This window comes from Micromonospora sp. NBS 11-29 (assembly GCF_002140155.1).
Taxonomy (GTDB): Bacteria; Actinomycetota; Actinomycetes; order Mycobacteriales; family Micromonosporaceae; genus Micromonospora.
In genome coordinates, this window is record NZ_NAPR01000006.1 from 195,717 (window position 1) to 215,970 (window position 20,254).

The 20,254-nt window shown below is 72.9% G+C and carries 19 protein-coding genes; 5 read left to right on the top strand and 14 right to left on the bottom strand.

Features of this window, described 5'->3' with window-relative positions; all coding sequences use genetic code 11:
• Positions 1–322 (bottom strand): hypothetical protein (locus tag B1205_RS31090; RefSeq protein WP_254909800.1); only part of this gene is annotated, 322 nt, incomplete at its 3' end.
• 142 nt (positions 323–464) lie between these two features.
• Here B1205_RS31090 and B1205_RS08560 point away from each other — a divergent pair.
• Both B1205_RS08560 and B1205_RS08565 read left to right on the top strand, forming a co-directional pair.
• On the top strand, positions 465–1,031 hold the full coding sequence (locus B1205_RS08560) for a sugar O-acetyltransferase (RefSeq protein WP_089155113.1): 567 nt from the start codon (positions 465–467) through the stop codon (positions 1,029–1,031).
• 87 nt (positions 1,032–1,118) lie between these two features.
• Positions 1,119–3,683: a hypothetical protein gene (locus B1205_RS08565; RefSeq protein ID WP_089155114.1), complete on the top strand. Its 2,565-nt coding sequence runs from the start codon at positions 1,119–1,121 to the stop codon at positions 3,681–3,683.
• Positions 3,684–3,721: 38 nt separating this feature from the next.
• On the opposite strand, the gene B1205_RS08570 is transcribed toward B1205_RS08565, so the two are convergent.
• From B1205_RS08570 to B1205_RS08580, 3 genes are read right to left on the bottom strand one after another with little or no spacing between them, the layout of a single operon-like run.
• Entirely contained in the window at positions 3,722–4,369 is a 648-nt protein-coding gene (locus B1205_RS08570) for a nucleoside/nucleotide kinase family protein (RefSeq protein WP_089155115.1), read from the bottom strand.
• Positions 4,369–5,010 (bottom strand): SIMPL domain-containing protein, encoded by a 642-nt coding sequence (locus B1205_RS08575; protein ID WP_089155116.1) that lies wholly within the window; start codon positions 5,008–5,010, stop codon positions 4,369–4,371. Before B1205_RS08575 ends, B1205_RS08570 begins: the two co-directional genes overlap by 1 nt.
• A gap of 5 nt (positions 5,011–5,015) precedes the next feature.
• Positions 5,016–6,041, bottom strand: coding sequence for a prephenate dehydrogenase (locus B1205_RS08580; RefSeq protein WP_089155117.1), 1,026 nt, complete (start codon positions 6,039–6,041; stop codon positions 5,016–5,018).
• A gap of 238 nt (positions 6,042–6,279) precedes the next feature.
• On the opposite strand from B1205_RS08580, the gene B1205_RS08585 reads away from it, so the two are divergent.
• The gene (locus B1205_RS08585) at positions 6,280–7,203 is read left to right on the top strand and encodes a ribosome-inactivating family protein (protein ID WP_176308500.1); all 924 of its coding nucleotides are present in this window, start codon (positions 6,280–6,282) and stop codon (positions 7,201–7,203) included.
• On the opposite strand, the gene dapC is transcribed toward B1205_RS08585, so the two are convergent.
• Together dapC and fdxA are read right to left on the bottom strand one after the other, a co-directional pair.
• On the bottom strand, positions 7,173–8,315 hold the full coding sequence (dapC, locus tag B1205_RS08590; protein ID WP_089155385.1) for a succinyldiaminopimelate transaminase: 1,143 nt from the start codon (positions 8,313–8,315) through the stop codon (positions 7,173–7,175). The two genes, B1205_RS08585 and dapC, sit on opposite strands and share 31 nt — an antisense overlap.
• Positions 8,312–8,638 (bottom strand): ferredoxin, encoded by a 327-nt coding sequence (gene fdxA / locus B1205_RS08595; protein WP_030490464.1) that lies wholly within the window; start codon positions 8,636–8,638, stop codon positions 8,312–8,314. Before fdxA ends, dapC begins: the two co-directional genes overlap by 4 nt.
• 78 nt (positions 8,639–8,716) lie before the next feature.
• Here fdxA and B1205_RS08600 point away from each other — a divergent pair, with 78 nt between their 5' ends.
• Positions 8,717–9,661: a GNAT family N-acetyltransferase gene (locus B1205_RS08600; protein WP_089155119.1), complete on the top strand. Its 945-nt coding sequence runs from the start codon at positions 8,717–8,719 to the stop codon at positions 9,659–9,661.
• 2 nt (positions 9,662–9,663) lie between these two features.
• Here the strand turns inward: B1205_RS08600 and B1205_RS08605 are convergent, their stop codons facing one another.
• From B1205_RS08605 to mshB, 3 genes are all read right to left on the bottom strand, one after another.
• A complete protein-coding gene (locus B1205_RS08605) occupies positions 9,664–10,131 on the bottom strand; it encodes a hypothetical protein (protein ID WP_089155120.1) in 468 nt (155 codons plus the stop codon).
• An 83-nt stretch (positions 10,132–10,214) separates the two neighbouring features.
• Positions 10,215–10,733, bottom strand: a complete 519-nt coding sequence (locus B1205_RS08610) for a hypothetical protein (RefSeq protein WP_089155121.1) — start codon at positions 10,731–10,733, stop codon at positions 10,215–10,217.
• Positions 10,730–11,653, bottom strand: a complete 924-nt coding sequence (gene mshB / locus B1205_RS08615; protein ID WP_089155122.1) for an N-acetyl-1-D-myo-inositol-2-amino-2-deoxy-alpha-D-glucopyranoside deacetylase — start codon at positions 11,651–11,653, stop codon at positions 10,730–10,732. Before mshB ends, B1205_RS08610 begins: the two co-directional genes overlap by 4 nt.
• A gap of 86 nt (positions 11,654–11,739) precedes the next feature.
• Here mshB and B1205_RS08620 point away from each other — a divergent pair, with 86 nt between their 5' ends.
• On the top strand, positions 11,740–13,884 hold the full coding sequence (locus tag B1205_RS08620; RefSeq protein ID WP_089155123.1) for a S9 family peptidase: 2,145 nt from the start codon (positions 11,740–11,742) through the stop codon (positions 13,882–13,884).
• Positions 13,885–14,276: 392 nt separating this feature from the next.
• On the opposite strand, the gene B1205_RS08625 is transcribed toward B1205_RS08620, so the two are convergent.
• Genes B1205_RS08625 through B1205_RS08645 form a run of 5 tightly spaced genes read right to left on the bottom strand, consistent with a single transcriptional unit; the run spans position 14,277 to position 20,157 of the window.
• The gene (locus B1205_RS08625; RefSeq protein WP_089155124.1) at positions 14,277–16,022 is read right to left on the bottom strand and encodes an ABC transporter substrate-binding protein; all 1,746 of its coding nucleotides are present in this window, start codon (positions 16,020–16,022) and stop codon (positions 14,277–14,279) included.
• A 36-nt stretch (positions 16,023–16,058) separates the two neighbouring features.
• A complete protein-coding gene (locus tag B1205_RS08630; RefSeq protein WP_089155125.1) occupies positions 16,059–17,045 on the bottom strand; it encodes an ABC transporter permease in 987 nt (328 codons plus the stop codon).
• Between the two features lie 9 nt (positions 17,046–17,054).
• Positions 17,055–18,062 carry an ABC transporter permease gene (locus B1205_RS08635; RefSeq protein ID WP_089155126.1) on the bottom strand — a complete coding sequence of 336 codons (1,008 nt, stop codon included), beginning with the start codon at positions 18,060–18,062 and terminating at the stop codon, positions 17,055–17,057.
• On the bottom strand, positions 18,059–19,057 hold the full coding sequence (locus tag B1205_RS08640; protein ID WP_089155127.1) for an ABC transporter ATP-binding protein: 999 nt from the start codon (positions 19,055–19,057) through the stop codon (positions 18,059–18,061). Before B1205_RS08640 ends, B1205_RS08635 begins: the two co-directional genes overlap by 4 nt.
• Complete coding sequence (locus B1205_RS08645; protein ID WP_089155128.1) at positions 19,054–20,157, bottom strand: ABC transporter ATP-binding protein; 1,104 nt, start codon at positions 20,155–20,157, stop codon at positions 19,054–19,056. Before B1205_RS08645 ends, B1205_RS08640 begins: the two co-directional genes overlap by 4 nt.
• Positions 20,158–20,254 lie beyond the last annotated feature (97 nt).

The following is a 20,254-nucleotide window of genomic DNA, read 5'->3' on the forward strand; positions in this document are numbered from 1 at the left end:
AGAGCCGCCGGTCGAGCCGACCGGACCGGACCAGCGGCAGCGCGTCCTGGGGCAGCACGGTGAGCCGGTCCCGCTCGCGGCGGACCAGGAACTGGAGCCCGGCACGCCCGGTGCCGGGGCGTACCGCCGCGCGACCGCCACCGGCAACGGTGACCTGGTCACCGGTGATCAGGGTGACGGTGGCGGGGCGGCCGGGCGTGCCGGTCGGGGTGGGTGTGCCGGTCGGGGCCGTCGGCGCGACGGCGTGTGCGGGTACGGGCAGGCCGAGCGCCAGGCCCAGGGCGAGGCCGAACGCGGCGAACTTTCTGCGGTTACGAGGCAACCTTCCTCCTCCGTCAGACCGTTCATCGATGAGAAGCGCATCGACGCGGATAATCAGACTTGCATACCGAATATGCATCAGGAAAGGGTTGATCCACCCGAATTGGATCCGTACCACCGACCCGATCGGAGACGATCCACCGATGAGCGCCATGAAGGACCGGATGCTGGCCGGCGAGCCGTACCGCGCCGACGACCCGGCGATCACCGCCGACCTGGAGCGCGCCGCCCGACTCATCGAACGCTTCAACCACGGCTCGGTCGAGGACCCGCAGGGCCGCCTCGCCATCCTGCGGGAGCTGCTCGGCTCACTCGGCGAGGGCGCCTGGATCCGCCCACCGTTCCACTGCGACCACGGCTACCAGACCCACATCGGACCGCGCAGCTTCGTCAACTTCCAGGCCGTCTTCCTCGACGTCGCCCGGATCACCATCGGCGCGGACGTCCAGATCGGACCGAACGTGCAACTGCTCACCGCCACCCACCCGGTGGAGCCGGCGGCCCGCCGGGCCGGATGGGAGTCGGCCGAGCCGATCACCATCGGCGACAACGTCTGGCTCGGTGGCGGCGTGATCGTGCTCGCCGGCGTGACCGTCGGCGAGAACACGGTGGTGGGCGCCGGCGCGGTGGTGACCCGCGACCTACCGGGAAACGTGGTGGCGGTGGGTAACCCCGCGCGCCCGATCAGGGACCTGAGCGAACGCACCTGAACTGGCGAAACAACCCCTTCAGGGGGATGCGGATTCCCGAAACTGCGAGCACTCTGGGTAATGAGGCGCTCACTCTGGGAGGCCGCGATGGGGCGCGTGCTGGAACTGCGGGTGCACGGGGTGTCGAACACCCCACCCGATCAGCTACTGGGTCTCGAACCCGTCCCGGGCGGCGGCGAGGCGCAACCGAGACTGGTCGCCGGCGGGCAGGTGACCGGCTTCTACCGCTCGACCGCCGCCGGACGGGACGATCCGATCAGCGTCGAGGCGTACAGTTGGGGGAAGTTGACCTCGGGCGCGCGGACCCGGCGCGACGTCGAACGCGCCCTCTGGACGCTGCTGCTGCCCTTCGCGCTCGCGAACGTCGCCCTGCACGCCCGCGCCGGCATCCCGCCCGACCCCGACCAGGAGCGTTGGGCCAGCCGCTCCGGCATCACCGCCTGGCTCATCCGGCTGTTCTGCCTGAGCCTGACCTGCACCCTGGTGATCGCCGTGACCGGGGTCGGGGTGGACCTCATCGGCTGGCAGTGCGTGGGGCGGGACTGCCTCGGCCGGATACCCGGGCCGTGGGAGTTCCTCGCCGACCCGTGGTGGCGCCAGGACACCCGATCGCTCGCGTTCGGGCTGCTGCTGCCGCTGCTCGTGCTGGCCACGATCGGACTGGTCGCCTGGCGCACCTACCAGTACGAGGCGGAGATGCCGGCGGAACCCCACTCCCGGGGCGACGGACCGGCCGAGCCGCCGGACCCGCCGGAGCCGCTGGAGAACCCGTTGCAGGACCCGACGTTCTGGAACGGCGAGGGCCAGCTACGTCGAGCCGCGGTGCTGCACCTGTGCACCGGGGCGGTCGCCGCCGCCGCCGTACCGGTCGCCGCGGTGCTGATCATGGACCCGCCGCGCGGCCTGCGGGCCGCGGTCGCCTGGCCCACCGTGGTGCTGTTCACCACCGTGGTGGCGATCGCCGTGATCGCGGTGGGTCGCCCCTGGCTGAGCCGTCGCCAGGGCGCCACCCCGCTGGGCCGGTGGAGCGTCACGGTCGCGGTGCTCACCGCGCTCGGACTGCTGGGCACGTTCGCCCTCCTGCTGCTCCCGGACGGCCCCGCCGGTCGGCCGCTCACCACCTACCGGCCGCCGGTCGGGTGCCCACTGGACGCGGCCGTCGTCGGCTGCCACACGGCACGGCCGCTGCCCGGCTACCAGACCGCGCTCGCCTGGTTCGTCACCTACCAGGTGCTGCTGCTGGTGGCGGTCGGCGCGGCGAACCGTTCCGGCCGGCGCGCGCTGGCCGGGCCGGCGGCCGCCGGCGTGCTGCTGCCGCTCGGTGTCGCCTGGATCGAACGCGGCCTGCCCGGCCTGCCCGCCGCCCCGGCCGGGCTGCGCACCTGGATGCTCGTGGGCCCGGCCATCGCGCTGGCCGTCGCCGGCCTGCTGCTGCCGCGTCTGCGGTCGACCGTGCCGGCCCAGCCGCTCGGCGCGTACACCGGGCTCGCCTGGTACGGCTGCGCCCCGGCGGTCATCGCCGGGTTCGGCTGGATGGTGGCCGTGGCGTACTGCGCCGGGCTGCTCTACTGGGTCAGCGAACGGCTCGACGAGCAGGCCGACCCGACCAACCGGGTGGTGCCGCCGCTCGCCGTCTTCTGGGCCGGACTGGCCTGCGTGATCGGGCTGCTCACCCTGCTCGGGCTGCTGGTCCGGGCCGCGGTCCTGCTGCACCGCCTCCGCCGCGCGGAGTACGCCGCGCTGACCTCGACCGGCGGCCTCTCCGCACACGACCTGCGCCGCTGCCGCGACGTCAGCACGTACCGGGCGCTGCACCGGCTCGTCGGCGAGCACGCGGTACGGCTGATCGGGGGTTACGCCGCCGTGTCCGCGGCACTGGTCACCCTCTGCTGCGCCGCCGCGCTCTCCGGCCGCCGGCCCGGCCCACTCTCCCCCGCCGACTGGCAGACCGCGATCCACTGGGCCGCCGGACTCGGTGACGCCGTGCTCGGCCTGCTGCCGGTGGTGTTGAGCGGGCTCGGACTGCTCATCTACCGCACCGACTCGGTCCGGCGTTCGGTCGGCGTCGTCTGGGACGTGTGCACGTTCTGGCCGCGGGCCGCGCACCCGTTCGCCCCGCCCAGCTACGCCGAACGCGCGGTACCGGAACTCCAGACCCGGGTGGCCGGGCTGCTGGCGCTGCCCCGGCACCACCCCGACCGGATGGACGGCGTGATCCTCTCCGGGCACAGCCAGGGCACCGTGATCTGCGCCGCGATGCTGCTGCAACTGCCCCGGCGATGGCGGCGCCGGACCTGGTTCTTCTCCTACGGCTGCCAGCTCACCCGGCTCTACGGCCGGGTCTTCCCGGCCTATTTCGGACCGGACCGGCTGCGTACGCTCGCGCGGGCGCTCACCTGGCCCGGCGGGCAGGTCGCCTGGACGAACTTCTGGCGGGACACCGACCCACTCGGCTGGCAGGTCAGCGCCGGGCAGCGGGACGTCTCGGTGGCCGATCCGGAGGCGCTGCACCCGTCCGGCGGCGAGGTGGCCGACCCGCCGATCCGCAGCCACAGCGGCTACCCGGACGCGGTGGAGTTCGCCCGGGAACGGGCCGTCGTGGCCCGCCTGCTACGCCGGACCGTACCGTCCCCCCGCCCGGGTTTCGGCTGACCACCGCCCGGCCGACCACGACTCGGTCGGTCGGGCCGTCACGCCGGCGGCGGGTCGGCCAGCCGGACCACCAGGTCGGCGTGTCCGGCCGTGCCGGCGACCAGCCGGGCGTTCTCCTCGTCGCTGCCGAGCGCCCACGCCCGGGCCTGCTCCGGTGACTTCCCGTACGCCTCGTGCCGGGCGGTCAGGCGGCGCAACCGCAGCTCGGCGTCCAGGTCGAGGAACCACGCCTGGTGGAGCAGCGAGCGCACCTCCTCCCACGGGTCGTCCCGCAGCAGCAGGTAGTTGCCCTCGGTGACCACCAGACGCACCTCGGGTGGCACCTCGATCGCCCCGGCGACCGGCTCCTCCAGGTCGCGGCGGAACTCCGGCGCCCACACGGAGGTCGACTCGATCCGACGCAACCGCCGCAGCGTGGAGACGAAGCCGTTGACGTCGAACGTGTCCGGCGCGCCCTTGCGCGCCGCCCGGCCGAGCCGGACCAACGCCGAACCGGCCAGGTGGAAGCCGTCCATCGGCACCAGCCGGGCGGCCGGCCCGACCGCCGCGACGATCCGCTCCGCCAGGGTGGACTTGCCCACGCCGGGCGCCCCGGCGATGCCGAGCAGTTGCCGCGGGCCGTCCTCGGCGAGCGCCCGCGCCCGGGCGACCAACTCGTCCAGCGGGAGCACCTGCGCCGGAGGCATCAGCCGAGCACCGGCTCGCTGATGGTGAACCGGGCCTCGACCGCCGCCTGCACCGGCTGCGGCACCGGGTCCAGCTCCAGCTCCGGCGCGGACTCGCCGGAGCGCGCGTACGCCGCCTTGGCCAGCATCGGCGGGCCGGCGGTCAGGCCGGTGTCGGCCAGCTCCCGCAACGCGGTGACCCGGGCACCGAGCGCCTCCGCGTACTCCCGCGCGCGGACCAGGGCGTCGGCGATCGCGGCGTGCCGCGCTTCCCGGTACGCCGGGCTGTCCGGCCGCAGCGACCACACCGGACCGGCCACCTCCACCTGCTCCTGGTCGGCCAGGCGGAGCATCAGCTCGCCGAGCGCGGTGAAGTCGGTGACGGTGACCTCGGTGCTCACGCTGCCCTGATAGGCCACCACCCGTTCGCCCGCGCGCTTCGTCACCGGCCAGACCCGGACCTGCCCGGCCTCCCGTCGCGCCACGGCCGGCTCGGCCGCGTCGAGCAGGGCGCGCACCGCGGCGGCGCGTTCGGCCAGCCGGGTCAGCGTGGTCTCCCGGTCGCGGTCCCGGGCGACCGCGGTCACCGTGAACCGGGCCAACTCGGGAGCCACCTCCCGGTAAGCCTCACCGCGTACCGCCACGACCGGTGCGTCCGCCATGCCGCTCAGCCTAACGGCGGGGCGGCCGGAAGGCGCGCCGTGTAGGCGACCGTGCCGTCCGCCACCCGGCACCCGGTCAGGTGGCCGCCCGCCACCCCCAGCTCCCGCAGGTAGGCCAGCTCGTCCGGGTGGTCCGCACCGGCCGGGAACTCCCGCCGGTGCGCGGTGAGGCCCCGCTCGCGCAACATGGACCGGGCGGCCCGCGCCACGGCCAGCCGGCCGGTGAGCGCCTCGGCGTCATCGGCCCGCAGCGCCCCGGCCAACTCGTCCAGGAACGCGCCGACCGCGGCCAGCTCGGCCAGCACCCGGTCCCGGTTGGCGAGCAGCATGTTCGCGGTCCGCTCCGGTGGGCCACCGGCGACCCGGGTGCCGTCGGCGAAGCTGCCGGCGGCCAGGGCCAGCACCGCGTCCCGCAACGCCGAACGCTGCACGGTGCCCGCCAGCGCGGCGGCGAGGACGTGCGGCACGTGTGAGGCGAGCGCCGCGGCGTCGTCGTGCTCCGGGGCCGACATCGGCACCACCCGGGCGTGGAAGACGTCGACCAGCAGCGCGGCGAGTCGCCGGAACGCGTCCAGCCCGCCCGGTCCGGGGCAGAGCACCCAGGCCGCGCCGTCCAGCAGCTCGGGACTGGCCGCGCGGAGGCCGGCCCGGTCGGCGCCGGCCATCGGGTGGCCCGGTACGAAGCGATGTCCGAGTCCCTGCGTGGTGGCGGCGGTGGTCACCTCCGCCTTGGCGCTGCCCACGTCCGTGAGCACGCACCGGTCGTCGGTGGCGCCGGCCACGCGGGCCAGCGTCGCCGGCAGCGTGGGCAGCGGACCGCAGAGGAACACCACGTCCCGGCCGGCGACCGCCTCCTCGACCGTGTCCGGCACCCGGACGCCCCGCTCCCGCACCTGCCGCCGGACCGCCGGCTCCGGGTCCCAGCCGGCGACGTCCAGTCCGGCGTCGCGCAGCCGGAGCAGCACGGAGCCGCCGATCAGCCCGGTGCCGACCACCGCCGCGCGCCCCAGCCCGCCCGCCTCGCCCACCATCGGCCCACCTCGGCGTCCGCGTCGTCGGCGGAGCCCGGGTGGCCCCGCGGGAAATCCCGCCGAGGATAACCGGGGCCCATCGGGGTGAGCCCCCCGCCTCACCTGCGGCGACGCTTCGTAGTTCTGCGTGTCTTCTTCGTGGTCACGCCGTCATGCATCGACTGGGATGGAAACCGCGGACGGCGGCCCGACCCGGGACGTCGCCGCGACCACGGCCACGGCCGGAGGAAGGAAGATCATGCTTCGTCTCACGACGCCGGCACCGGACGGACGACGGGCGTACGCGCCGCGGCGTCGCCTCGCCGCGCTGCTCACCGCGCTGGCGATGGCCGTCGGGCTGGTCACGGTCGCCCCGCCGAGGCCCGCTCGGGCGGACTTCACCGGCAACTACACGGCCTTCGACTGGAACCTCGACAGCCTGAACTACGTGGGCACCCCGGGCGCGTCCCAGCAGGCGGCGACCGACTACTGGAACATGCTGGCCCAACTGCACCGCGTCGCCGGCCACGACTTCCTCGGCGACAACGTCGACGAGACCACCCAGACGGGCGCCCAGCTGATCGAGATCCGACTCCGCCTGGCCAACTTCTACCGGGGGTCGATCTACCTGTGGTCGAACAACCTCTACGTCGCCGGCTTCTACTCCGCCGGCACGGGCCGGCACTACCAGTTCACCACCTACTCGGACGTGTTCCAGGCCCGGGTCCGCGCCCTGGCCCCGAACGCCCAGTTCACCACCATCGGCAGCGGCTCCTACACCGGGCTCAGCGGTGGCAGTCAGGAATCCCGGGCCGGCCGGGCGATGGGCCGCGCGACCATGGTCGGGTCGCTGTACGTGTTGTTCACGCCGACCTCGTACACCCAGACGCGCCAGCAGCAGGCCTGGGTCGACATCATCCAGTTCGTCGCCGAGGCGGCCCGGTACGGCTCGATCCTCAACACCATCTACAACAACCTGCGCGACGGCACCGGCAACTCGATGGGTGCGAACAACATCGAGCTGGAGAACAACTGGGGGACGGTCTCGTCCTTCATCCACCAGCAGGCGAACGGTGACTACCCGGTCGGCCACCACATCCAGATCTGGGGTCAGGTCTTCTACTTCGTCAGCACGCTCGTCGCCAGGATCGGCTACGTGATGATCAACAACGGCTCACGCTGACCGGTCAGCCCGCCGGCCGCNGCTGCCACGGCGTCGACGTGCGCGTCGGACTCGGTCAGCGCCACCCGGACGTGCCGGGCGCCGGCCGGGCCGTAGAAGGCGCCGGCGGCCACCAGGATGCCCCGCCGGGCCAGCCAGTCGACGGTGTCCCAGCAGTCCTCGTCGCGGGTCAACCACAGGTAGAGCCCGGCCTCGGAATGCTCGACGGTGAAGCCGACGCCGGTGAACGCGGCCCGCAGCGTCTCCCGGCGGGCCCGGTAACGCTCCCGCTGGGCGTCGGCGTGCGCCTGGTCGCCGAGCGCGGCCACCATGGCGGCCTGCACCGGAGCCGGCACGATCATGCCGGCGTGCTTGCGGACCTTGAGCAGCTCGGCCACCAGCGTCGGATCGCCGGCCACGAAGCCGGCCCGGTAGCCGGCCAGGTTCGAACGCTTGGAGAGCGAGTGCACCGCCAGGACGCCCGCGTACGACCCGCCGCACACCTGCGGCGAGAGCACCGAGACGGGCTCGGCGTCCCAGCCCAGCGGCAGGTAGCACTCGTCGCTGGCGACCACCGCGCCGCGCTCCCGGGCCCACTCGACCACCTTGCGCAGGTGGGCGGCGGGCAGCACCCGGCCGGTCGGGTTGCCGGGCGAGTTGACCCAGACCAGGCGGACCCGGGGATCGGGGCCGAGCGCGGTCAGCGAGTCACTGCGCACGACGGTGGCGCCGGCCAGCCGCGCCCCGTCCTCGTACGTCGGGTAGGCGACCGGCGGCACCACGACCACGTCACCGGGGCCGAGCCCGAGCAGCGTGGGCAGCCAGGCCACCAGCTCCTTGGAGCCGATCGTGGGCAGCACGCCCAGCCCGTCGACACCCGCGCCGCAGGCGCGGGCCACCCAGGCCGCGATCGCGTCCCGCAGGGCGGGCGTGCCGGCGGTCAACGGATAGCCGGGCGCGTCCGACGCGTCGGCCAGCGCCTGCCGGATCAACGGTGGCACCGGGTCGACCGGCGTACCCATGGAGAGGTTGATGAGACCGCCCGGGTGCGCCGCGGCCGTGGCGGCCGCGGCGTCGAGCGTGTCCCAGGTGAACTCGGGCAGCCGCGCCGAGACCGGCGTGGGCCGGCTCAGTGGCCCTCGCCGCGCGGCGGCTGCGCGGCGACGAAGGTGGCGTCCTTCTCCACCTTGCCGACCTTCGAGGCGCCCCCGGGCGAGCCCAGGTCCTCGAAGAACTCGTAGTTCGCCCCGGTGTAGTCCTTCCACTGCTCCGGGACGTCGTCCTCGTAGAAGATGGCCTCGACCGGGCAGACCGGCTCACAGGCACCACAGTCGACGCACTCGTCGGGGTGGATGTAGAGCATCCGGTTGCCCTCGTAGATGCAGTCGACCGGGCACTCCTCGATGCATGCCTTGTCGAGCACATCCACGCACGGCTCGGCGATGATGTAGGTCACCGGTCTCTCCTCCGCAAGACTCGTCGCGATCATCCGCAACGGTAAGAGCCTAGTATCTCGCCGGGGAGGGGGTCGATCGTGCTCCGACAGCAGGATGTGGGACATCGGATCGTGGTGCGCCGGATTGTGGGGATTCGCGAGGGCCGGCAGCAGTTCTCCGACGCGCTCGGTGAGCTGGTCGAACTGAGCGAGACCCACATCACCCTGGCCACCGACGCCGGGCCGCTGCGCGTACCGGTCGGTGAGGTGCACCGGGCCAAGCGCGTGCCGCCGGCCCGCCGGCCGACCGCCGCCGCCGTCATCGCGCTGGAGGTGGCCGCGGACGAGGCGTGGCCCGCCCCGGTACGCGGACGGCTCGGCGACTGGCGGCTGCGCTCGGCCGCCGGCTGGACCGGCCGGGCCAACAGCGCGCTGCCGATCGGCGACCCGGACCGCCCGCTGCCCGAGGCGCTGGACGCGGTGCAGCGCTGGTACGCCGACCACGGCCAGCCGGCCCTGGTGAACACGCCGCTGCCGCTGGCCGCCCCGGTCGGCGCGGAACTGGACGCCCGTGGCTGGACGTCCCGCCCCCCGGTGCTGGTCCAGACCGTCCCGCTCGCCACCCTGACCACCACCGCGCCGGACCAGCCGGTGACGCTGGCCGCCGCGCCGGCCGACGACTGGCTGGCGGTCGCCGCCGACCGCAAGGGCGGGCTGCCGGAGGCGGCGCGGCACGTGCTCACCGCCGTCGACCTGGTCCGCTTCGCCGAGCTACGCGTCGACGGGCGGCTGCTCGCGGTGGGCCGGGGCACCGTCACCGGCGAGCGCCGCTGGCTCGGCGTCAGCCTGCTCGAAGTGCTGCCGGAGGCCCGTCGGCGGGGCTTCGCCGGCGCGGTCGTCCGCGCCCTGGCCGGCTGGGCCGCGGCGGAGGGTGCGACGCACGCGTTCCTCCAGGTCGAGCAGCACAACGTCGGCGCGGTCGCGCTCTACCGCCGGCTCGGCTTCACCACCCATCACACCTACCTGACCCGGGTGGCGCCCTGACGTCAGCGGCGGACGACCTTGCGCGGCCGGGCCCGCTTCAGCTCGGCGTACCGCTTGAGCTGGCGGGACCGGAAGTCACGGCCGAGCGCGGTGAGGGTCAGGTAGCCGACCAGCACGCCGGCCGCGGCAGCCGCGAGATAGAGCCAGATCTGGGCGAAGAAGAGCCCGGCGCCCCCGCCGAACGGGTTCTCACCGACCAGCAGCGGGCCGACGAAGACGGTCAGCGCCAGCGCGGCGACCACCGCGACGGCCAGGTCACCGGCCCAGTGCCCGACCGGCCGGTCGGCGCCCCACCGGAACGAGACGGCGGCCAGGATCAGCCCGATCACCAGGAACATCACCAGCGAGACCACACCGGTGGCGGTGTCCTCGTCCTCCGGGAAGGCGAGCGAGATGACCAGCCGGGCCACCACGTTGACCGCGAACAACGCGGCCGTCAGCACCCCGACCGCACGCCACCGCTGACCCATCGCACGCCTCCCGCCGTACCGCCCGCCCCCGTGGCGGGCCTCTGGCAGGAATGTNCCACCGCCGCCGGTGCGGCGTCAGCACCTCACCGGTGATCCGCTGACGACGGTGAGGACGGTGACGGTGGCGGCACCACGATCTGCCGGAAGCCGAGCACCGCGAACGTGACCGCCCCGGCCACGATCAACGCGAGGCCGAGCACGTTGTCGCCGGCGAGCGCCAGGTCACCCTCGGTCGTCCGGAAGCCGCCCACCACGATCACCAGGAACCACGGCAGCGCGGCCAGCGCCACCGCCCACCGGGTGCCGGTCGAGCGGTGCGCGAACCAGCCCAGCAGCACCGTCGACGCCACCACCGCGGCGACCCCGCCGACCGCCAGCCCGACGCCGACCAGCGCCTGGGCGCCGCCGGAACGGCCCTGGACCGTCGCCCAGGCCCAGGTCGCGAAGATCAGGTCGAGCAGCGCGACCAGCACGCCGGCCCAGACCGCCAGCACGCCGCCGGCCACCCGCAACGCGCGGTCGAACGCCTGCTCCACCCGGCTCGGCGGCGCGGGCGGCTGCGGCTCGGGAAGGACCGACACTCCTACGGCCGGCGACGTCACCGGAGACCGGCTGCCGCGACCGGCGTGCGGTCCGACCCGCCCAGGGCAAGCCCGGCGAAGAGGTCGTCCTCCCAGCCGTACGGGCCGTTGCCCGGCCCCTTCCCGCCGACCGCGAGCGTGAAGTATTCCACCCCCATGAACTCGGCGCCGAAGTTGCCGGCGATCGCGTAGAGCCAGGAGTCGGCCGGGATCTGGGTGGCGTGGGCGCGCATCGCCGCCTCCTTGGCGGCGTGCTGCTCGGTGGCGTCGATCCGCGCCGCGATCTGCGCGTCCGGCGTGCCGAACGGCAGCTCGTCGGCGTCGGAGATGCCGGCGAAGGGGTTGTCCGACGACCCGGTGAACGCCTCCAGGCCGGCGTCCAGCACGCTGCGCGGCATCGCCGTCCAGTAGACCTTCGCCGGGGCGATCCCCTCGGCCGCGGCCAGCTCCACCCCGCGCATCGCCACCCGGTGCGCCTGGATGTGATCGGGGTGGCCGTAGAAGCCGTTCGGGTCGTACGTGACCACGACCTGGGGGCGGACCTCGCGGATGACCTCCAGCAGGTGCCCGGCGGCGGTGTCGAGGTCGGCCCGCCAGAACGCCCGCGGGTGGTCGTTGGTGGCCAGCCCCATCATCCCGGAGTCGCGGTAGCGGCCCGCGCCGCCGAGGAACCGGTGGTCGGTGACACCGAGCGCGGCGCACGCCTCGGCCAGCTCCGCGATCCGGTAACCGCCGAGCTGGTCGGCCTCGGCAGCGGCGAGCCCGGCCAGCTCGGGCAGGTGGATCTCGCCCTCCTCGCCCAGCGTGCAGGTCACCAGCGTGACGTGGGCGCCGGCGGCGGCGTAGTGCGCCATCGTCGCGCCGGTGCCGATCGACTCGTCGTCGGGATGCGCGTGGACCAGCAGGAGGCGTCGGTCGGGCAGCGTCGTCACGCCCGTCACTCTAACCGGCGGTCCTGGCTCCCGGCGGTCATGCGTACACCCAGGTCGGCCACATCACGGCGGACGCCCGCCTACGATCTGCAGGCGTGGACTTTCCCGAGCTGGCCGCCCGTACCCGTCGGTTCAGCCACGGGGCGCCGCGCGCCGTGACCGTCGCCGGTGACGGCTCCCGGGTGCTCTTCCTGCGTTCCGCGGGCCCGGAGGACCCGGCCGACGCGCTCTGGCTGCTCGACGTCGACACCGGCGAGGAGCATGCGGTCGCGGAACCGTCGGTGCTGCTGGGCGCGGACGCCGAGCCGGCCCGCCTGGCGCCCGGCGAACGGGCGCTGCGCGAACGGCTGCGCCTCAGCTCCGGCGGCATCGGCTCGTACGCCCTGGACGCGGCCGGCCGGGTGGCCGCGTTCGCGTTGGCCGGGCGGCTGTTCCGGGCCGACCTGGTGCACGGCGGCGTGGTCGAGGTGGCCACCGCCGGGCCGGTGATCGACCCGCGTCCCGACCCGACCGGCGAGCGGCTGGCCTACGTCACCGACGCCGCCGAGGGCGTCCGCCGGGGCCAGCTCCGGGTGGTCGAGCCGGACGGTACGGACAACCTGCTCGCCGGCGAGGACAGCGGCGTGACCTGGGGGTTGGCCGAACACATCGCGGCCGAGGAGTTCCACCGCTACCGGGGCTACTGGTGGGCGCCGGACGGGCGGTCGGTGCTGGCCGCCCGGGTCGACGAGTCCCGCCTGCCCCGCTGGTACCTGCACGACCCGGCCGACCCGCAGACCCCGCCGACCTCGCTCGCGTACCCGGTGGCGGGTGGCCCGAACGCGGAGGTCAGCCTGCACCTGCTCGACCTCGACGGCGGCTGGGTCGACGTGCACTGGGACCGGGAGACCTACCCCTACCTGAGTTCGGTCCAGTGGGCCGACGGCGGGCCGCTGATCACCGTGTTGCGCCGCTCGCAGCAGCACGGCCTGGTGCTCGCCGTGGATCCGCGTACCGGTGAGACGCAGGTGCACGCGGAGCTGGCCGACCCGCGCTGGGTGGAACCGATCCCGGGCACCCCGGCGCACCTGCCCGACGGGCGGGTGCTGGTCGGCGGGGAACTGGCCCACGACGGGTACGACGCCCGCTGCCTGTTCGCCGACGGCACGCTGCTCACCCCGCCCTCGCTGTACGTGCGGCGGGTGGTCGGGCGGCTGCCGGTCGGCCCGAACACGGCGGCCGACCTGCTGGTCGAGGCGAGCGAGGGCGAACCGAGCCAGTGCCACCTCTACCGGGTGCGGACCGCCATCGGCGGCGGGATGGACGCCCGCCGGATGGGCAGCGACCCGGGCTGGCACACCGCCGCGATCGGCGGCTCCACGCTGGCCGTGGGCGTCGCCTCGCTGGAGCACGCCGGGGTCCGCTGGCGGGTGTGGCACGGCGACCGGGAGGTGGGCGAACTGCGGTCACTCGCCGCCGTCCCGTCGTACGCGCCGCGGCCGACGCTGGTCCGGGTGACCGACCGGCGGCTGCCCAGCGCCGTGCTCTACCCGACCGAACACGTCAAGGGCACCCGACTGCCGGTGCTGCTGGACATCTACGGCGGCCCGGGGCACCAGGAGGTGGTGACGGCACGAAGCGCCTGGCTGGAGCGGCAGTGGTGGGCCGAGCAGGGCTTCGCGGTGGTGACCATCGACAACCGGGGCACCCCCGGCATCGCGCCCTCGTTCGAGAAGGCGATCCACCGCCGGGTGGCCGACGTGATCCTGACCGACCAGGTGGACGGGCTGACCGCGCTCGCCGGCAAGCACCCCGACCTGGACCTGGGGCGGGTGGCGGTGCGTGGCTGGTCGTTCGGCGGCTGGCTGGCCGGGCTGGCGGTGCTGCGCCACCCCGAGCTGTTCACCTGCGCGATCGTGGGCGCGCCGGTCACCGACTGGGCGCTGTACGACACCGCCTACAGCGAGCGCTATCTGGGGATGCCGGAGGACGGCATGGACGTCTACGCCCACCACTCCCTGGTCGAGTTGGCCGCCGAGCCGCTCGGCGACCCGGCGGACGCCCGGCCCATGCTGCTGGTGCACGGCCTGGTCGACGACAACGTGCTGGCCGCGCACACGCTGCGGCTCTCCGCCGCGCTGCTGTCCACCGGCCGCCCGCACGCGGTGCTGCCGCTCACCGGCGCCACCCACCTCGCCGCCGGCGGCGTCTCGGAGCGCCTGCTCCGCCTGGAGCTCGACTTCCTCCGCCACCACCTGTAAGGCGGGGGCCCCGCTTAACGCATTCGGTATAGGCGGGGGCCCCGCTTAACACTCGACGCCGTCGGGTGCCGGACCCAGCGAGAAATCGACCGTAGAGCGCCGCCGGGCCAGGCGAAGTCGGGATCAACCGGGTGAGATCCTCGGCCGCCTCGTTCAGCAGCCCGGCCATGTCCAGGGCTGGCGTTTCCTGCGCCGTACCAGGAACTGTCGGTCGGCTACGTCTGGCTCAAGCGGAACGTCGAGCGCTACCTCCGGGACCACCCCACCCCGGCCACAAAATTGGCACCCGTCCGTCGCTCAACCAAGGAGATCTTGGTACGAATCGGCCCCTCCAGGGGCACTTTCGTACCAAGATCTCCGGCGGTTCCGGGATCGATCCCGGAAAGTAGGCGCTACTGCTTGACGTACGCGTTGACGAAGTTCGGGTAGCCGAAGACGGAGGAGATGAAGACGCCGCCGGCCTTCGAGCCGTGCACGTTGTACGCCACGTCCACGTAGAGCGGCACCACCGGCGCGAACTCCTTCATGATCCGCTCGTCGAGCTTGCCCCACTCCGGGCCCTGGTCGGCCGGGGGCAGCGCCAGGATGCGGTCCATCTCGGCGTTGATCGCGTCGTCGTTGAAGTACGACGAGTTGCTGTTGCCCTCGGCCTTGATGGTCCGGCCGTCGTAGAGCACCGGCAGGATCGAGGCGCCGCTCGGCCAGTCCGCGGCCCAGTTGCCGATGTAGAGGTCCCAGGGGTTGTTCTTCTTCTTGACCTCGTCCAGCTTCGAGTCGTCCGGGATGTTCCGCACAGTGATCTTGAAGCCGGCACGCTCCAGGTTGCCCTTGAGCTGGACCGCCTGCTGCTGCTCGTTGGTGTTGTCGGCGACGCCGAGGACCAGCTCGGGCGTCTGGCCGCCGAGCAACTCCTTGGCCTTCTCCATGTTGCCGTTGGCGCCCGCCGGGTACGCGTCGTACGCCTTGTAGCCGATGGTCGACGGCGGCATCAGGGTGGTGATCGGCTGGGCGACGGTCTGGCCGCCGAGCGCCTTGACCAGGCCCTCGCGGTCGATCGCGTAGTTGAGCGCCTGGCGGATCTTCAGGTCCTTGACCCGCTGGGTGTTGATCACGAGCTGGTTGGCGCTCGGGGTCGGGGAGAGCAGCGTCCGGGACTTCAGCGCCGGGTCACCGGCCACCTTGGCGACCAGCGAGGGCGGCACCGAGTTGAAGGCGAGCGCGCTCTGGTCGGCGCCGTTGTCGGCGATCACCCGGTTGTTCGCGGCGTCCTGCGTCGGGCCGAAGGTCCACACGAACTGGTCCGGGTACTGGTGGCGGACCGGGTCGGTCTTCGCGTCCCAGTTCGGGTTGCGGTCCAACGTGAGCTGGACGCCCACCTGGTTCTTGGCGATCTTGTAGGGGCCGGACGAGAACGGCTTCTGGTCCAGGTTGACGCCCGTGTCCTTCTCCGGCTTGAGCGGCGCGGTGGTGGGCAGCGAGACCGCGAACGGCAGGTCGCAGCGGGGCTTGGCGAACTCGAACCGCAGTGTCTTGTCGTCCGGCGTGGTCAGGCCCGGCGGCAGCGACGTCTTGTTCTTCTTGAAGTCCCACTTGGTGTCGAACTGCGGGCTGTCGGCCAGCCACTCCTGGAGATAGGTGGGGCCGCCGGTGAGGTCCGGGTCGAAGGAGCGGGCGATGCCGTACGCGATCTCCTTGCTGGTGATCGGGCTGCCGTCCTCGAACTTCACCCCGTCCTTGACCTTGAATTCCCAGACCTTGCAGTCGTCGTTGACGTTCTTGCCCGGGGTCTCGGCCAGGTCGCCGACCAGGACCAGGCCGCCCTTGCCGTCGTCCTTCCAGGTGGTCAGGTAGCGGGCGAAGAGCGGGTTGGTCATCAGGCCGGCGAACGAGTACGTCCGCTGCGGGTCCAGGTGGGAGATGGGGGTCTCCCGGATGATGGTGAACGTGCCGCCCTTGGCCGCGCCGTCCACCTCGGCCGCCGGCCCCTGCGAGTCCTTGGGGTCGGTCGCGATGACCCCGGTCTGCTGCCGGTTGCCGTCCACCTCGGTGCCCTCGCCCGTGTTCTCCGAGCAGGCGCCCAGCCCCACCACCAGTGCGATGGCGCCGCCGACGGCGGCCGCTGCGCGTGGTCGTCGCATCCTTTTACCTCCAAGAATTGGTTTCGATAGGTTCGTTCAGCCCAGTCGCACCCGAGGGTCGATGACCGCGTAGAGCAGGTCCACCACGACGTTGGCCAGCACCACGAAGACCGCCGCGATCAGCACGGTCGCCATGATCGTCGGCAGGTCGCCGGCGCGGACGGCGTCGACCGCGGTCCGGCCCATCCCGTTCAGGCCGAACGTGGTCTCGGTGATCACGGTCCCGCCCAGCGCCCCGCCGACGTCCAGCCCGGCGATGGTCACCACCGGCGTGATCGCGGCCCGCAGCGCGTGCCGGCCGTAGACCGCGCGCTTGGCCAGCCCCTTGGCCCGCGCGGTGCGGACGAAGTCCTCCGACAGGGTCTCCAGCATCTGCGCCCGCGACAGCCGGGCGTAGATGGCGGAGAAGAGGAAGGCCAGCGCCACCCAGGCCAGCACCAGACCGCTGCTCCACTTCACCGGATTGTCGAACAGCGACGTGTAGCTGGGGACCGGCAACAGCCGCAGGTTGTAGACGAACACGATGAGCAGCACCGCGCCGACGAAGTAGAGCTGCAACGAGGCCCCGGTCAGCGAGAAGCCGATCGCGGCCCGGTCCAGCCAGCTCCCCCGGCGCAGCGCTGAGAGCATGCCCAGGCCGACGCCGAGCAGCAGCCACAGGATCGCCGCCGGGATGACGATGCTCAGCGTCACCGGCAGGACCCGGGCGATGGTGTCCGAGACCGCCTCGTTGGAGACGTACGACCAGCCGAGGCAGGGCGCGTCGCACCGACCACCCTGGGCGCTGCCCAGGTCCCGGCCGGTGACGATGCCCTTCATGTAGCCGGCGTACTGGCTGATCAGCGGGTCGCGCAGGCCCAGCTCCTGGCGCACCCGTTCCAGCCGCTCCGGGTTGCAGTTCTTCGGGCACATGCCGCTGACCGGGTCGCGCGGCAGGGCGAAGAACATCAGGAAGCTGAGCACGCTGACCGCGAAGAGGGTGAGCGCGGCCGAGAGCAGCCGGCGGATGAGGAAACGCGTCATGCCGGCCTCCTACCGGGACGACTTCGGGTCGAGCGCGTCGCGCAGCGCGTCGCCGAAGAGGTTGAAGGCGAACACGAGCGCGAAGATCGTGATGCCGGGGAAGAAGACGTACGCCGGGTCGGTCTGGAGGTAGTCGAGGCTGCGGTAGATCATCCGCCCGAAGCTCGGCGTCTCGTCGGTGAGGCCGACGCCGATGAACGACAACGCTGCCTCGCTGGTGATGTACTGCGGGACCGCCAGCGAGAACGCGACCAGGATCGGGGCCCAGACGTTCGGCAGCAACTGGCGGAACAGCATGTGCCCCAGCCCCGCGCCGCTGGCCCGGGCCGCCTCCACGAACTCGCGCTCGCGCAGCGCGATGATCTGGCCCCGGACCAGCCGGGCAGTGCTGGTCCAGCCGAAGAGCGCGAAGATCGCGATGAGCACGCCGATCTGGAAGTACGCCGGCACGGCCTCCCGCTGGCCGTAGAAGCGCAGCGCCACGGTCGGCATCAGCGCCAGCGCGATGATCAGGAACGGCATGGCCAGGGTCAGGTCGGTGATCCAGTTGATCACGGTGTCCAGCCAGCCGCCCAGGTAGCCCGCGAGCGTGCCCAGCGTCACGCCGATCACGGCGGTGAGCACCGCCGCCGCGAACGCGATGAACAGCGACGTCCGCAGCCCGTGCACCATCCGGATGAAGATGTCCCGGCCCAGGCCGGGCTCCAGCCCGAACCAGTGCTCGCCGGTGACGCCACCGGCGTACCCCAGCGGCATGCCGTAGCCGTCGAGCCGGCCCTGGAACTGCTCCTTCGGCCCCACCCCGTACAGCGCCTCGATCAGCGGGACGGCGAGCGCGACGAGCACGAAGAAGACGAGCAGGGCGCCGCTGACCAGGGCGGTGCGGTCGCGCCGGAGCCGCGCCGCGGCGAGCTGGCCGGGTGACCGGCCGACGAACTCCTTCTCTCGGCGCTCGTCGCCGTCACCGGGCGACTCGATCTCGGCCAGCGCCACGCCCTCGACCGGGGACAGGCTCATTTCGACACCTCCATCGGGCCGCTCTCCGGGTGGTGGCAGGCGGTGAGCTGGTTGCCTCCGTCGCGGGTGACCAGCGCCGGTTCCTCGGTGGCGCAGCGGTCGGTGGCCTTCCAGCAGCGGGTGCGGAACCGGCAGCCCGACGGCGGGTCGAGCGGGGTGGGGACGTCGCCGGTGAGACGGATGCGACCCGCGGGGCCGAGCGTGGCGACGTCCGGAACGGCGGAGAGCAGAGCCCGGGTGTACGGGTGCTGCGGCCGTCGGTAGATGTCGTCGCGGTCACCGATCTCGACGATCCGGCCGAGGTACATGACGGCGACGCGGTGGCAGAAGTGACGGATCACCGCGAGGTCGTGGGCGATGAACACGAACGCCAGGTCGAGGTCGCGTTGCAGGTCGCGGAGCAGGTTGATGACCTGCGCCTGGATGGAGACGTCCAACGCGGACACCGGTTCGTCGGCGACGACGAGCCGGGGTTCCAGGGCGAGCGCGCGGGCGATGCCGACGCGTTGACGCTGCCCACCGGAGAACTCGTGCGGGTAGCGGTTGTAGTGCTCCGGGTTCAGGCCCACCAGTTCCAGGAGTTCCTGGACCCGCTTGCGCACCCCACCCGGCGGCGTGATCCCGTTGACCTGCAACGGCATGGCCACGATCCGCCCGACCGTGTGCCGGGGGTTCAACGACGCGTACGGGTCCTGGAAGATGATTTGCAGGTCCTGCCGCAACCCGCGCAGGTCACGGCGGCCGGCGCGGGTGATGTCCCGGCCGGCGAACGTGATCGACCCGGCGGTGGGTTCCAGCAGCCGCACCAGCATCCGCCCGGTCGTGGTCTTCCCGCAGCCGGACTCCCCGACCAGGCCGAGGGTCTCCCCCGGCCGCACGTCGAAGTCGAGCCCGTCGACCGCCCGCACCGCGCCCTTCGCCCGCAGCCCGTCGCGCACCGGAAAGTGCTTGGTCAGCCCTCGCACCGACAGCAACGGCTCGGTCTCGGCACTCATCGGGCCACCCCCGTCCGAAGGATCTCGTCGCGGTAGATCCGCTCCCGCTCGGCCGCCGGCAGGTGGCAGGCCACCAGATGCCCCGCCTCGCCGGCCGCGCCGAGCGCGGGGACCTCGGTGCGCGACCGGTCGCCGTTGACGCCGGCGTACCGGCAGCGGGGATGGAACGCGCACCCCGACGGCAGGTTGATCAGGCTGGGCGGGTTGCCCGCGATGGGCACCAGGTTCGCGTCCGCGTCGCCGTGCAACGACGGCACGCTCGACAGCAACCCCCAGGTGTACGGATGCTGCGGCGCCCGCAGCACCTGCCGCACGCTTCCCCGCTCGACCGCCCGCCCCCCGTACATGACCAGCACGTCGTCGGCCACCTGGCTGACCACACCGAGGTCGTGGGTGATCAGGATGATCGCCGACCGGAACTCGGCCTGCAGATCCGCGAGCAGGTCCAGGATCTGCGCCTGCACCGTCACGTCCAACGCGGTGGTCGGCTCGTCCGCGATCAGCAGGTCCGGGTCGTTGATCAGGGCCATCGCGATCATCGCCCGTTGTCGCATCCCGCCGGAGAACTCGTGCGGGTACTGCTCGAACCGCCGCTCGGGCTGCGGGATCCCGACCCGGCCCAGCATGTCCACCGCCCGCGTCCGGGCCTCCCGCCGGCCGGCCTTCGGGTGGTGCACCCGGTACGCCTCGGCGATCTGCCGGCCCACGGTGAAGTACGGGTGCAACGCCGACAACGGGTCCTGGAAGATCATCGCCATGTCCCGGCCCCGCAGCCGCCGTACCTCCTCCTCCGCCAGGCCGACGAGCTGACGCCCACCCACGGAGATCTCCCCGGTGATGGTGGCCCGCCGGGAGTTGTGCAGCCCGAGGATCGCCAGCGACGTGACGCTCTTGCCGGAACCGGACTCGCCCACGATCCCGAGCGTGCGACCCCGTTCCACCGAGAACGACACCCCGTCCACGGCCTTCACCACGCCGTCCTCGGTGTCGAAGCGCACCCGCAGGTCGGTGACCTGGAGATACGGCGCTTCACCGGAGCGCTGCCCCGGCATCTCGGGGCGGCCCGGCTCCCCGGACGGCACCGTCTCCGACCTGCCCATGACCGCCTCCCCCTCCAGTGATGAAGAGAACCTACAGGAAACCTATGGAGGCGAAAATAAGCTACATCGAGCGGCCTGTCAGCGGTCAGAGCGTAAC